The following is a 14,190-nucleotide window of genomic DNA, read 5'->3' as shown; positions in this document are numbered from 1 at the left end:
AGTCGTCTCAGTCGTAGTTGGTGAAGCGGCTCGGCGCTTCGCCCGGTTGGCGCAGGGGTTCGTAGCGCTGGATGTTCTGCCGCAGGGTCTGCATGGGGCTCGAGCCGATGCTGGAGAAGCCGACGAATTCGAGCTGGAACATGATGCGGGTGTTCGCCGTCACCTGGCCGGTGGTGATGCGCTGCATCACCACGCGCCCGATCCAGCAGCAGCCGTCGTACTCGAAGCCGAGCACGCCGTCGGTGAGTTTCTTGTCCTGCAGGCTGTAGTTGAGCCGGCCGACCGCATACCAGCGTCCGCCGCCCTGGCCCTTGCCGGGGCCCAGGTTCTTGCCCTTGTCGCCCCACAGGTCGTTCAGTGGCCACTGCCAGCCCAGGTCGATCGACTTGTTGCCGTCGGTCGCGGTCGGGGTGGTGGGCGCCTGGTAGCGGAAGGCCGCGCTCAGGTTGTGGTACGGCTCGGGGTTGTAGCGCGCGCTGATGGCCGAGCGCTCCGACCTGCGGGTGTCGGGGTTGTACTGGACCAGCGTGTCCAGGCTCCACTTGGGCGTCCAGTTGATCGTGGCGCCCAGCAGCAGGTCGCTCGCGCGGTCGGTCACCGGCGTGCCGCCCGGCAGCGTGACCTTCTGGTCGCTGAAGCGCAGGCGCTGCGCGATGCCGAAGCGCGCGGCCTCGGCGCCGGTGTCCGGATCGATCAGGCGGGAGGTCACGCCCAGCGTGAGCGCGTTGGTGTCGGAGATGCGGTCGCCACCGGAGAACGCGTTCTCGGTGTAGATCGTCGCGAAGCTGAAGTCGTTGGCCGCCGAGTCGTAGTTCGGCAGCATGCTCTGGTTGCGATACGGCGTGTAGACGTAGTAGGCGCGCGGCTCCAGCGTCTGGCGGAAGGCGCGGCCGAAATAGCTGGCGTCGCGCTCGAAGGTCAGGCCGCTGTCGAGGCTGAAGGTCGGCACCACCCGGTTGCTGGAAGTCGGAAAGAAATACAGCGAGCTGGGGTTGTAGACCTGGCCGTTCACGTACTGCATGCCGTTGAGCGTGAGCTTCGGAATGTCGGACTGCGGCAGGTAGTAGTTGTACGAAGCCGCGTTCAGGATCAGCTTCGGGATTACGTACGTGCTCGGCGTGATGAAAGGCCGGCTGATCGTCGCCACGGCCATGGCGCGGTCGCCGTCGGGCTGAGACTGCTGGTTGACGTCGTAGCCGAGCTGCGTCGACGAGAGCCTGTTCACGCGGAAGCGCGTGTAGTCCAGGTTCAGCGCGACGTCGAAACCGTGCCAGTCGTACTTGTTGTAGTTGGCCGTGATCTGCGGCATCCGGTCGTACGACGGCGTGATCGGCGCCAGGTTGTATTGCAGGTTCTGGTACTTGAGCGTGCGGACCATGCCGCTCCAGTCGCCCTTGCTCCAGTTCAGCGAAGCTTCGTTCGGCAGCTGGCGCTGCGCGAGCGAGGGCGTGCGCGTGAAGTCGCGCCAGTAGTCGTCGTCGCTCACGCGGTTGACGGTGATGTTGGCCGAGAGCGAATCAAGGCCCAGCGCCTTCGCGTCGAAGTCCTGGTGGTGCGTGAGCCACAGGCCCCAGCGACGGGTGTTCTTCGGCGGGTTGGTCAGGCTGCTGGCGGTGATCTGCCCGTTGGCCAGTTGCTGGAGCTGGCTGGTGCGCAGCTCGTTGTAGCGGTCGCCCACGAGCCGGTCGCTGCCCATCAGGTCGAGGCGGATCTCGCCCTTGTATTGCTTCTCGAGGTAGCGGAACTCGTTGCTGAAGTTGATGCCGCGCTTGCTCATGATCGTCGGCGTGAACGTGGCGTCGCGGTTGGGCGCGATGTTCCAGTAGTACGGCTGCGCGATCTCCAGGCCGTTGGTGTTGTCGATGCCGATGGTGGGCGGTAGCAGGCCGCTCTTGCGGTCGTTCGACAGCGGGAAGCTCACGCTCGGAATGGGCGGCGTGGTGATGCCCATGAAGCTCAGGCGCGCGTTCTTGGCCACGCCCTCGTTCTCCTCGGTGTCGGTGGTGATCGAGGTCGCGGTCAGCAGCCAGGCAGGCATCCAGCCGGGGAAGTCCTCGCGGCGGCAGGTGGTGTAGGTGGCCTCGCGGGCGATCGACACGTTGGCGTCGACGAAATCGATGCGCTTGGCCTCGCCGTGCGCCTCGTTCGCGAGGAACTTGTAGCGCACGCTGTTGAAGAAGCCCTCGAAGGTCTCGAGCTTGAGCTGCAGCTCCGGGCCTTCATACACGTTGCCGGCCTGGTTGACGCGCACGTTGCCGGTAGCCTTGGCGCGGTCGTCGGGCTGGTAGTACTCGAGCCGGTCGGCGGTGATGGACACCGCGCCGCGGCGCAGCGTGGCGTTGCCCTCGACCACGGTCTCGAGGTCGGGCCGCCCGGAGATGCGGTCGCCGGTGACCAGGCTGGGCATCTGGCCGCGGTCGGCGGGCGTGAGGGTTTCGGTCAGCAGCGGCGTGCGCTTCAGCGTGAGCGGCGCGTCGAGCGTGCCGGCCGACTGGGCGGACGCGCCGTGCACATGGATGAGTGCCAGCGAAAGGAGGGCCAGCGGCAGTGGCGGCGGGCCCGAACGCCGCGGACGCGGGGCAACGACACGACGTCGGCTCATCAGGCCACCCGCCCGGCCGTTCCGAGGAAAGCCGGCGTCTCTCCCATGGAGAGCAGCGAGCGCACAAGGTGCCAAGCGTGGGGGCTTTGGGTCGTAGGCATCGGTTCGGAACGAAATGTCGTCGGGGACGGCGCGGCAGGCCGGCGGGTTGCAGGGGCCGGAGGCGATCCGCATCGGCCGGAGGCCGGCCAAGGGGGATTGCCGCGCCAGGCGGATTTGTAGAATCGATTATCCATGACAGCACCCCCGCCCCCGGCCGCATTGGCCCCAAGCCGCCCCGCCGAAACCATTGCCTGGACGGATCCACAGCGGGCCGAAGCGTTCCGGACCTGGCTTGCCGCCGTCGCGCCCGCCCACCAGTTGCTGCCCGACACGGTACGGCTGGCCTCGGCCGACGCGAGCTTCCGCCGCTACTTCCGTCTCGACACCGCCGACGCGGCCGCCCCCACGCGCATCGTCATGGACGCCCCGCCGGACAAGGAAAACAGCGCCCCCTTCGTGCAGGTGGCCGGGCTGATGGCCACGGCCGGCGTGCTCGCCCCCACGGTGCTCGAATGGGACAAGGCCAACGGCTTCCTGCTGCTGGACGACCTGGGCCGCCAGACCATGCTGGACGTGATCGACCCGGCCCGCCCCGAGGCCGCCCGCCCGCTCTACGACCAGGCCATCGACGCGCTGATCCGCTGGCAGCTTTCTTCCAGGCCAGGCGTGCTGCCGCCCTACGACCGGGCGCTGCTGGAGCGCGAACTGGCGCTCTTTCCCGAGTGGTACATCGGCCGCCACCGCGGCATCGCCGTCGAGGGCAAGCTGAAGGAGCGGCTCGACCGCAGCTTCAAGCTGATCGTCGAGAGCAACCTCGCCTCTCCCTCCGTCTACGTGCACCGCGACTTCATGCCCCGCAATCTCATGGTCGGGAATGCAGCGGGCCTGGGCGTGCTCGACTTCCAGGACGCCGTCCACGGCCCCATCACCTACGACATCGCCAGCCTGATGCGCGATGCCTTCCTGAGCTGGGACGAGGAGTTCGTGCTCGACGTCACCATCCGCTACTGGCAGGCGGCGCGCAAGGCCGGCCTGCCGGTCGACGAGGACTTCGGCGCCTTCTACCGGGCGGTCGAATGGATGGGCCTGCAGCGCCACCTGAAGGTGGCCGGCATCTTCGCGCGCCTCACGCTGCGCGACGGCAAGCCCCGCTACCTGGCCGACACGCCGCGCTTCATCGCCTACATCCGCGCAACCGCCAGCCGCTATGTGGAGCTGACGCCGCTGTCGCGCGTGATCGACGAGATCGAGGGCACCTCGGCCATCACGGGCTTCGCCTACGGCCGTGTCTGAAGAGAAACTGAAAAAGCACCACGCTGTGACGCCCGCGCAACGGTCGTTTACAGCTATCGATTTCATAGCATGCCGCGTTTCCACTGTTCCGTGCCGCTGAGCGCCGGCGCCGGCCTGGTGCTGCCGGCCGGCGCCGCGCGCCATGTGCAGGTGCTGCGGATGCAGCCCGGCGACGCGCTCACGCTGTTCGACGGCGCGGGCGGCGAGTACGCGGCCACGGTCGAGCGCATGGGCCGCAGCGACGTGGCGGTGACGGTCGGCGCGCATCTTCCGGTGGAACGCGAGGCGCCGCGCGCGGTGCATCTCGCGGTCGGCATGCCGGCCAACGAGCGCATGGACTGGCTGGTCGAGAAGGCCACCGAACTCGGCGTGGCGAGCATCCAGCCGCTGGCCACGGCCCACGGCGTGCTGCGCCTGGCGGGCGAGCGCGCCGAGAAGAAGCGGGCGCACTGGGAAGCCATCGCGGTCGCGGCCTGCGAGCAATGCGGGCGCAACCGGGTGCCGGTGATCCATCCCGTGCAGCCTTTCGCCAGCTGGCTCGAAACTCAAGACGAGCCAGCCATGCGCCTGGTGCTGAGCCTTGCCGAGGGCACGCGCAGCCTCGCCGCCATGGCACCGGGCGAGCAGGGCGTGACCGTGCTGAGCGGCCCCGAAGGCGGCCTGAGCGGCAGCGAAGAACAGCAGGCCATCGCCCGGGGCTTCGCTCCGGTCACCCTGGGCGCGCGCGTGCTGCGTGCCGAAACGGCGGCGCTGGCTGCACTGGTGTCCCTGGCCGGTCTCTAGACAGGTAGAGACAAGACCCTGCCGGGCACCCCGGTGGGTGTTTTCCGCGACGCGCACGCGGAAAGGCTGGGAAACAATCCTTACTTATTTAAGACAAAAGAAGGACTTTTGCGCCCATGTCCAAGCCGCCCGGTCCGCTGCGCCTCGCCCCCCTGGTCCTTGCCGCACTGTTTTGCGCCACCCAGGGCGCGCTTGCCCAGCCCCAGGCCGTCGCGCCGACGCCCGCGCAGGTCAGCCCCGAGGTCGACCGGGCATTCACCCAGTTGATGGCTTCGCCCACCATTCAGAAGCTGCTGGACGCGGTGAAGGCCGACCACGACCGCTCGGTGGAAGACCTGAAGATGCTCACCGAGATCGAGGCTCCGCCCTTCAAGGAGCAGAAGCGCGCCGAAGCCTTTCTCGCCCGCATGAAGGCCTTCGGGCTGACGAACGCGAAGATCGACGCCGAGGGCAACGTGGTCGGGTTGCGCAAGGGCATCGGCGGCGGCCCCAGGCTGCTGATCTCGGCCCACCTCGACACGGTGTTTCCGGCCGGCACCGACGTGAAGGTGAAGGAGCGCGACGGCCGCCTCCACGCGCCGGGCATCGCCGACGACACGCGCGGGCTCACCGTGCTGCTCTCATGGCTCAAGGTGCTGAACGACAACAAGGTGCAGACAGTCGGCGACCTGATGTTCGTCGCCAACGTGGGCGAGGAAGAGCTCGGCAACCTGCGCGGCATGAAGGCGATCTTCCGCGACCACGTTGACATCGACGGCATGGTGGGGCTGGAGCCTTCGGCGCCGGGCTCGGTGCTGGTGCTGGGCACCGCGAGCCATCGCCACGAAGTCAGCTTCCAGGGGCCGGGCGGGCACAGCTTCGGCGCCTTCGGGCAGGTGCCGAGCGCGATCCACGGCATGGGCCGGGCCATCGCGAAGATCGCCGACATCCGCACGCCGAGCTTTCCGAAGACGACCTTCACCGTGGGCACCGTGAGCGGCGGCACCTCGGTCAACACCATCGCGCCCGATGCGCGCATGGCCATCGACATCCGTTCGGACGACATGGCCTCGCTGCTGGAAACCGAGAGGAAGATCCTGGCCGCCATCGACGAAGCCGTGGTCGAGGAAAACAGGCGCTGGAACGTCAGCACGCTGAGCGTGAGCACGCGGCTCATCGGCGAGCGGCCCGGCGGCCGCACACCGCCCGATTCGGTGATCGTCGAAGCCGCGATCCGCTCGAACGCCGCCTTCGGCAACAGGACGCTGCTGCGCGGCGGCAGCACCGATGCCAACGTGCCGATCTCGATGGGCATCCCGGCCATCGTCGTGGGCGGCGGCGGCAAGGCCTCGGGATTCCATTCCTTGAGCGAGTCCATTGACATGACAGATGCATGGAAAGGCGCGCAGAATTCGCTCGTCACCGTGCTCGGGCTGGTGGGCGTTCAGGGGGTCGCTCCCGCGCTGCTCCCCAAACGGGCGGCACGTATCAAGTAATTTGTCACGTTGCCAATTCGAAAGTGGGCATGCCACTTTCGGCTTAAGGTCCGCAGCATTCAACAATGCTGGCGGTTCTGTCACACACCAAGGAAACAGTCATGGGATTGCTCGATTCGGTACTCGGTCAAGTGCTCGGAGGCGCTGCGCAACAGCAGCAACCGCAAGGTGGAGGCCTTGGCGGTCTGGGCGATCTGGGAGGCCTGGCCGGCGCGCTGGGCGGCCTGCTCGCCAACAACGGCAGTGTGGGCGGCCTGGGCGGTCTGGTCACGAAGTTCGAGCAGGCAGGCATGGGCGACGTCATCGGCTCGTGGATCGGCAAGGGAGAAAACCAGCCCGTCTCGGGCGACCAGCTGCAGAACGCGCTGGGCAGCGACACCATCGCGAGCATCGCGGCCAAGCTCGGCATCAATGCGCAGACGCTGCTGCCTATGCTGGCCACCATGCTGCCGGCGCTCATCGACCAGCTCACGCCGCACGGCAAGGTCCCCGATCAGGGGCTGGGCAACCATGACGACCTGCTGGGCTCGCTCAGCGGTCTGCTGCAAGGCAAGCAGTCCTGAGCCGGACTGCCTTCTCCAGAGTTAGGGCGCCCGCAAGGGCGCTTTTTTTTGCCCCGGGCGTGTTGGCCGACAATCCCCGTGGCATCAACGGAGAGCAATGGCATGGCGGGCAGTCGCAAGTCGAAGGGCGAAGAAGAAAAGAAAGAGAAAGAGGGCGGCCTCGACGCGCGACCCGACGGCAAGGTGCGTTGGTCCAAGAGCATGCGCGACGCGCTCGCGCAGTTCAACGACCGGCCCTGCGGCCACTGCGGCGGTTCGCTCTCGGACGAGCGCAGCCTGGCCGACAGCCTCGACTTCTTCCTGCGCCACCGCTCCAGCTTCTATCCGCCGCGCGCCGCACGCCTGCGCGTGCTCGAGATGCACGGCGCCGCCGCGGCCGAGCTCTTCTTCGAGCCCTCGCCGCACAAGGAGGCCATCACCGATCTGCTGGCCATCCATGACGCGGAGGTGGTACGTTTCTTCGTCGCGCAGGTCAAGCAGATCGACTGCAAGAACGCGCTCGTGAAGCAGGCGGCGCGCTGGCCGCTCTTCGTGCTGCGCGAGCTGCTGTCGGCAAACCCTGCGCGGCACCAGGCCGGCGCGGCGCTCATCCTGGAGCTGCTCGCGGCGAATCCCGAGTGGCAGGAGCCGCTCGAAGCCTCCTGCGACGAGGCCCAGCGCAAGACGCTCGCGCGCCTGCAGGAAGACGGCTCCGCCGGCGTGGCCGACGCGCCCGCCGCCGACTGGCCCGCGCTGCTGCGCCGTCCGCCGTGGAAGAACCGGCAGGCGCTGCCGGTCATTCCGGTGCTGGCGCTGCAGCCCCTGCCACCGACGGCTCGGCTGCACTGGGCCGACCTGCAGCCGCCGCAGTACCTGCAGGCCACGGGCGACCTGTCCGACTGGCTGGAGCGCGAGGTGCGCGTGTCGCGTGATCGCTCGAACCAGTGGATGACCGAGTTCCCGCGCCACCAGCCCGATGCGCCGGACACCATCCGCGAGGGCGGCAACCTGCACAAGGCGCTGTGGATGCTGGGCCTGCGCCCCGAGCTCATCGACGACACCGTCGCCGGCCGCCACGAGATCGCCGGCCCCGAGGACTTCGGCATGCTGCCCGGCACGCGCTGGGGCGTCGCCGAATACATCTGGCAGCTGCCCGCGCCGCTGGCCGTGGCGGCGTTCACGCACGGGCCGGCCGTCGATCACTTCATGGGCGACGTGGCGCGCGTGCGGCCCATCCTCCATGCCCTCGGCGCGGACGCGCTGCCGGGGCTGCCGCGCTTCCTCAAGCAGGGCTCGCGCGCGATGTTCGAGCTGGCCTCGGTCATCGAATGGGACCCGCTCGCCGGCTGGATCGCCAAGGGCTTCCACACCAACCGCTGGATGCGGCGCGAAGCGGCCGCATGGCTGGAGCACTACCCCGACACCGCCGCCCGCGGCCTCGTTCCCATCGCGCTGGGCGAGCCCGGCCCCGCGCACGAATCGGCACAGGCCGCGCTGCGCTGGCTGCACGACACCGGCCATGCCGAGGCCGTGCGCACGCAGGCGCAGGCCTACGGCGCCGAAGCGGCCGACGCGGTGGCGCAGCTGCTGTCCATCGCGCCCGAAGACGTTCTGCCCGACAGCCTGCCCGTGGTGCCCAAGACGCTGCCGCTGCAGACGCTGCCCCGGCTGATGCTGGCCAAAGGCGGCCTCGCGCTGCCGCAGGCCGTGGTGCCCGACGTGCTGATGGCGATGATGCTCGGCAAGCCCGACGCGCCATACCCGGGGCTCGCCCCGCTGCTGGACGCGCTCGCACCCGACTCTCTCGCACGCTTCGGCCGCGCGCTGCTGGCCTGGTGGATCGGCAACGGCCGTCCGGCCAGGGAGCGCTGGATGTTCGCGCTGCAGGGCCGCCTCGGCGACGGCGAGACCGCTCGCCAGCTCTACGGGCTGCTGCGCCAGTGGCGCGCCGGGCTCGACCGCGTGCGCGCCTACGACGCGATGGCCATGCTCGGCGAGATCGGCAGCGACGCCGCGCTGATGCACCTGGCCGAACTCGCGCGCCAGACCCGCTACGACGACCTGCGCACCCGCGCCGACCGCATGCTCGGCGAGGTGGCCGAGCAGCGCGGCCTGAGCCTCGACCAGCTGGCCGACCGCACCGTGCCCGACCTCGGCCTGGACGCCCGCGCGCGCCTCACGCTGGACTTCGGCCCGCGCAGCTTCGAGGTGCGCATGGACGACAGCTTCCAGCCCGTGGTGCACGACGCGCGCGGCAAGGCGCTCAAGACGCTGCCCAAGGCCGGCGCGAACGACGACCCCGGCAAGGCCGCCGCCGCGGCCACGCAGCTCAAGGACCTGCGCAAGCTTGCGAAGACCGTCGCCGCCACGCAGATCAGGCGGCTGGAGGCAGCGATGTGCGCGCAGCGCCGCTGGGGCCCCGACGAGTTCATGCCCTTCTTCGCCAACCACCCGGTGCTACGGGTGTTCAGCCGGCCGCTGGTGTGGGGCCTGTTCGATGCGTCCGACAGGCTCGAAGGCACCTTCCGCGTCACCGCCGAAGGCGAGCTGGCCGACCTGCACGACGACCCGGTGAAGCTGCCTGAGAACGCGCGCATCGGCCTGCCGCATCCGCTGGACTTTGCGGCGCTCGATGCGTCGCTCGCGGGCGCATGGGGCCAGGTGCTGGCCGACTATGAGCTGCTGCAGCCCTTCGAGCAGCTGGCGCGCCAGTCCTTCGTGCTCGGCGATGCGCTGCGCGCCGGCCGCGAGCTGCCGCAGTGGGCCGGCCGCGTGGTGTCGAACGCCGCGCTCATGGGCCTGGAAACGCGCGGCTGGGTGCGCGAGGTGGGCGACGGCGGCATGGTCAACAGCTTCAGCAAGGGCGTGCCCGGCGAGGGCCAGGTCTGCCTGCGGCTGGAAGAGGGCTGGTTCGTGCAGGACAGCCCCGACGGCAAGGTGCTGCAGACGGTGCACGGCGTGGCGCTCACCGGCACCGAGCGCACGCTGGGCGATCTGCCCGCCATCGCCTTCAGCGAGATCGAGCGCGACCTGCAGCGCGCGGTGAGGGAGACAACGGCATGAACCGCAACCTGTGGCTGCTGGCCGTCTGCCAGGGCCTGCTGCTGACGAACAACGTGACATTCATCGCCATCAACGGGCTGGTGGGGCTGGCCATCGCGCCGCGCGGCTGGATGGCGACGCTGCCAGTGATGAGCTACGTGATCGGCGGCGCGCTCTCCACCGGCCTGGTGGCGCGCACGCAGCAGCGCTTCGGCCGGCGCGGCTCGTTCCAGACCGGGCTGGCGGTGGCGCTGGTGTCGGCCCTGCTGTGCTGCTTCGCGGCGGTCACGAGGAACTTCTGGCTGCTGTGCTTCGCCACGGTCATCGCCGGCTACTACAACGCCAACGCCGGGCTCTACCGCTTCGCGGCGGCCGAGCTGGCGGCGCCGGAGTGGCGCGAGAAGGCGGTGTCGATGGTGATGGCCGGCGGGCTGATCGGCGCCGTGGCCGGGCCCAACCTCGCGAAAGCCACGCGCGAGGCTTTCGCCGTGCCCTTCGCCGGTGCCTACATCGCGCTGGCCGCGGTGGCGCTGCTGTCGATGGCGGTGATGCACTTCATCGAATTCCCGAGCGCGCCCACGCGCAAGGAATCAAGTGGCGGGCACTCGCTGGCGGAGATCGCGCGGCAGCCCGTGTTCATCGTGGCGGCCGCGGCAGGCGCGCTGGGCTACGGCGTGATGAACCTGCTGATGGCCGCGACGCCCATCGCGATGCAGATCTGCAGCCTGCCGTTCTCCGACGCCGCGCTGGTGCTCGAATGGCATGTGATCGGCATGTTCGCGCCGGGTTTCTTCACCGGCCACCTGATCCGCCGCTTCGGCGCGCTGCCGGTGATGGGCGCGGGGCTGCTGCTGAACCTCGGCTGCATCGCCATTGCGCTCTCGGGCGTGGAGCTGCAGCACTTCATCGTGTCGCTGTTCCTGCTGGGCGTGGGCTGGAATTTCCTCTTCACCGGCAGCACCACGCTTTCGCTCACGGCCTACGCGCCCGAGGAACGCGACCGCGCACAGGGCGCGCTCAACTTCTGCGTGTTCGCCACGCTGGCGCTGACTTCATTCGCCTCTGGCGTGTTGGTGACCACCCAGGGCTGGCGGCTGCTGAACTTCGGCTCGCTGGTGCCGGTGGCGCTGACGGGTGCGGCGCTGCTCTGGCTGGCGCGCCGCATGCGCGCCGTCAGGCCGGCGGCGGAAAGCGCCGGTTGAGCCAGCGCTGAAGGGCTGCGAAGACCGGATCGGCTTCGAGCTCGTTGAAGATCTCGTGGTACAGCGTGTCGAAGCAGTGCGCCTCGACCTTGCCGCCGGACGCCGCCGCCGATGCGAAGGCGCGGCTCGCGGCGGGCCGCACGAGGCGGTCGTCGCCCGCGTAGAGCAGCAGCGTGGGCACGGGCCAATTTGGGGCCTGCCGCAGCACGGTCTCGCCTTCGTACGCGAGGAAGCGCGCGAGGCGCCCGCCGATGCGGTCGTGCGTGAGCGGATCGTCGCGGTAGGCCTGCACCACGGCCGGGTCGTGCGAGAGGTAGTTGTCGTCCAGCCCGTTGCCCACGCGCAGGTTGGGCGCAAGGCGCGGCAGCACCGCGAGCAGCATCTTCTGGAAGCCGCTCAGGCCCGGGTCGAGCCCCGGCGAGGAAAGCACCAGCCCATCGACCTGCCGCACGCCGCGCGCCACCACGCTCGCGGCGACCAGCCCGCCCAGGCTGTGGCCCAGCAGCACCAGCGGCAGGCCGGGGTTCTCGCGGCGCGCGTCGTCGATCACTAGGGCAAGGTCGTCCACCAGCCGCAGTTCGCCCGGCAGGCCGCCGCGCGCACCGGTCGATTCACCGTGCCCGAAGTGGTCGTGCGCCCATACGGCGAAGTTCCATTCGTGCAGGCATTCGGCGAGCGCGTGATAGCGGCCCGCATGCTCGCCGAGCCCATGGACCACCACGATCACCGCGCGGGCCGGGCCGGGCGCCGGCAGCCGGCGCAGGGCGAGCGTCTCGCCGTCCGGGGTCGACAGCGAAACGCGCTGCGGCAAAGGCAGCGCCTCGCTCAAGCGGCCACCGGCTCCGATGTGGCCGCGCGATGCGCAACCGGCAATGCGGCGATCACTTCGGCCACGGCCGCGGTGAGCTTCTTGGCGTAGGGCACGTGCAGGAACTCATTGGGGCCGTGCGCGTTGCTCTTCGGGCCGAGCACGCCGCAGACCATCATCTGCGCCTTCGGGAAACCGGCGCTGAGCATGTTCATCAGCGGGATGGTGCCGCCCTGGCCGATGTAGCCGCACGACGCGCCGAAGTGCGCCTTCGAGGCCTTGTTGAGCGCGTCCTCGAACCACGGCGTGATGGTGGGTGCGTTCCAGCCGGTGGCGCCGCCGTTGCTTTCGAATGTCACGCGGGCCTGGTAGGGCGCGTTGTCCTCGAGCAGCGTCTTGAGGTTCTGCACCGCCTCGGCCGCGTCGACCAGCGGGGGCAGGCGCAGCGACAGCTTGAACGCGGTGTAGGGGCGCAGCACGTTGCCCGCGTCCTTCAGCGCCGGAAAGCCTTCGGCGCCGGTCACCGACAGCGTGGGCTTCCAGGTGCGGTTGAGCAGGGCCTCGACCGGGTCGGTGGTGGTCGGCAGCGCGAACATGGTCGAGCCGCCGCAGTCGTAGTGCGCCCACGGGAAGCGCTTGTAGACCTCCTCGCCGAGGATCGCGGCGGTGGCCTTGGCCTGCGCGAGGCGGTCGGCCGGCACTTCGCAGTGGAAGCTCGCGGGCAGCAGGCGGCCGGTGGCGCTGTCTTCGAGGCGGTCGAGCACCTGCCGCATGATGCGGAAGCTGGAGGGCACCAGGCCCGAGGCGTCGCCGGAGTGGATGCCCTCGGTCAGCACCTCGACCTTGAGCGTGCCGCTGGCCATGCCGCGCAGCGAGGTGGTGAGCCAGAGCTGGTCGTAGTTGCCGGCGCCGGAGTCGAGGCAGATCACGAGCTCGACGTTGCCCAGGCGCGGACGCAGCGCGTCGACATACGGCAGCAGGTCGTAGGAGCCGCTTTCCTCGCAGGTCTCGATCAGGCCGACGATGCGCGGGTGCGCCGCGCCCTGGCTCTTGAGCGCCTGCAGCGCGGCGATGCTGGCGTACACCGCGTAGCCGTCGTCGGCGCCGCCGCGGCCGTAGAGCAGGCCGTTCTCGTACTTGGGCGTCCAGGGGCCGAGGTCGTTGCGCCAGCCGGTGAACTCGGGCTGCTTGTCGAGGTGGCCGTACATCAGCACGGTCTCGCCCATGTCGGTGCCGGTGGCCGGCACTTCGAAGAACAGCACCGGGGTGCGGTCCTCCAGGCGCACGATCTCCAGCTTCAGCCCCTCGACCTTCTGCGCCTCGACCCAGGCGGCGGCGTTGCGCAGCACCGCCTCGAGGTAGCCGTTGGCCGACCAGTCCTTGTCGAAGCCGGGCGACTTGGCCGGGATGCCGATGTAGTCGGTGAGTTGCTTGAGGATGTCGCCGTCCCATTGGGCGGTGACGTCGGACAGGGCGCGCTCGGCGTCGAGCGTGCCGGCGGGCATTTCGCGGTGCATGGGGGCGTTCATCGGTGGGTTCTCCGCGGGTGACGAAAGAAAGCACGCATTTTGCGCCCTGGAGCGTCCGCGCGTAGAGTGCGGGCGATCTCAACCCGGAGGGCCACGTGAGCAAGGCAAACATCAAGGTGGGCATCGGCGGCTGGACCTACGAGCCCTGGCGCGACAACTTCTACCCCAAGGGACTGGCGCACGCGAAGGAGCTGAACTACGCGAGCCGCAAGGTCAGCGCCATCGAGATCAACGGCACCTACTACAGCACCTTCAAGCCCGAGACCTTCCGCAAGTGGCACGACGACACGCCCGACGACTTCGTCTTCTCGATGAAGGCCTCGCGCTTCGCGACCAACCGCAAGCTGCTGTCGGGCGCGGGCGATTCCATCAAGCGCTTCATCGACAGCGGCGTGGCCGAGCTGGGCGACAAGCTCGGGCCCATCGTGTGGCAGTTCATGCCGACCAAGCAGTTCGACGCGGAGGACTTCGAGGCCTTCCTGGCGCTGCTGCCGAAGAAGGAGGGCAGCCGCGTGCTGCGGCACGTGATGGACGTGCGGCACGAGAGCTTCATCGTGCCCGCCTACAAGGCGCTCGCGAAGAAGTACAAGGTGTCGACGGTGTTCACCGACGCCGAGAAATTCCCGTCCTTCGAGGAGCCCGAGGGCGACATCGCCTACGCGCGGCTGATGATGGCCGACGCCAAGCTGAAGATGGGCTACGCGCCGAAGGCCCTCGACGCATGGGCCGAGCGCGCGCAGGGATGGGGCGCGTCGTCGAAGAAGCGTGATGTGTTCGTCTACTTCATCAACGGCGCCAAGGAAAAGGCACCGGCGGCTGCCGGTGCCTTGCTGGAGCGTCTTGGCTGGGTTGCGCCCGCCGCGTAAGGAGCG

At 69.2% G+C, this 14,190-nt stretch carries 10 protein-coding genes; 7 read left to right on the top strand and 3 right to left on the bottom strand.

Features of this window, described 5'->3' with window-relative positions; all coding sequences use genetic code 11:
- Positions 1-7 precede the first annotated feature (7 nt).
- A complete protein-coding gene (locus tag AC1VNX_RS01295; RefSeq protein ID WP_483155125.1) occupies positions 8-2,602 on the bottom strand; it encodes an LPS-assembly protein LptD in 2,595 nt (864 codons plus the stop codon).
- 234 nt (positions 2,603-2,836) lie between these two features.
- Between AC1VNX_RS01295 and AC1VNX_RS01290 the strand changes: the two genes are divergently transcribed.
- From AC1VNX_RS01290 to AC1VNX_RS01265, 6 genes are all read left to right on the top strand, one after another.
- On the top strand, positions 2,837-3,937 hold the full coding sequence (locus tag AC1VNX_RS01290; RefSeq protein WP_483155124.1) for an aminoglycoside phosphotransferase family protein: 1,101 nt from the start codon (positions 2,837-2,839) through the stop codon (positions 3,935-3,937).
- 69 nt (positions 3,938-4,006) lie between these two features.
- Positions 4,007-4,720: a 16S rRNA (uracil(1498)-N(3))-methyltransferase gene (locus AC1VNX_RS01285; protein WP_483155123.1), complete on the top strand. Its 714-nt coding sequence runs from the start codon at positions 4,007-4,009 to the stop codon at positions 4,718-4,720.
- Positions 4,721-4,836: 116 nt separating this feature from the next.
- A complete protein-coding gene (locus AC1VNX_RS01280; protein WP_483155122.1) occupies positions 4,837-6,195 on the top strand; it encodes a M20/M25/M40 family metallo-hydrolase in 1,359 nt (452 codons plus the stop codon).
- Between the two features lie 101 nt (positions 6,196-6,296).
- Positions 6,297-6,758, top strand: a complete 462-nt coding sequence (locus AC1VNX_RS01275) for a YidB family protein (protein ID WP_483155121.1) — start codon at positions 6,297-6,299, stop codon at positions 6,756-6,758.
- Positions 6,759-6,860: 102 nt separating this feature from the next.
- Entirely contained in the window at positions 6,861-9,800 is a 2,940-nt protein-coding gene (locus AC1VNX_RS01270) for a DUF4132 domain-containing protein (RefSeq protein ID WP_483155120.1), read from the top strand.
- Entirely contained in the window at positions 9,797-10,981 is a 1,185-nt protein-coding gene (locus tag AC1VNX_RS01265; protein ID WP_483155119.1) for an MFS transporter, read from the top strand. The genes AC1VNX_RS01270 and AC1VNX_RS01265 overlap by 4 nt, the downstream gene beginning before the upstream one ends.
- On the opposite strand, the gene AC1VNX_RS01260 is transcribed toward AC1VNX_RS01265, so the two are convergent.
- On the bottom strand, positions 10,953-11,810 hold the full coding sequence (locus AC1VNX_RS01260; RefSeq protein WP_483155118.1) for a lysophospholipase: 858 nt from the start codon (positions 11,808-11,810) through the stop codon (positions 10,953-10,955). The two genes, AC1VNX_RS01265 and AC1VNX_RS01260, sit on opposite strands and share 29 nt — an antisense overlap.
- On the bottom strand, positions 11,807-13,318 hold the full coding sequence (locus AC1VNX_RS01255; RefSeq protein WP_483155117.1) for a M20 family metallopeptidase: 1,512 nt from the start codon (positions 13,316-13,318) through the stop codon (positions 11,807-11,809). Before AC1VNX_RS01255 ends, AC1VNX_RS01260 begins: the two co-directional genes overlap by 4 nt.
- Positions 13,319-13,413: 95 nt before the next feature.
- On the opposite strand from AC1VNX_RS01255, the gene AC1VNX_RS01250 reads away from it, so the two are divergent.
- Complete coding sequence (locus AC1VNX_RS01250) at positions 13,414-14,184, top strand: DUF72 domain-containing protein (RefSeq protein ID WP_483155116.1); 771 nt, start codon at positions 13,414-13,416, stop codon at positions 14,182-14,184.
- Positions 14,185-14,190 lie beyond the last annotated feature (6 nt).

Source organism: Variovorax sp. TLI9-5A (assembly GCF_056867935.1).
Note: the sequence above shows the minus strand (reverse complement) of the source record. Positions and strands in the feature narration are given on the sequence as shown.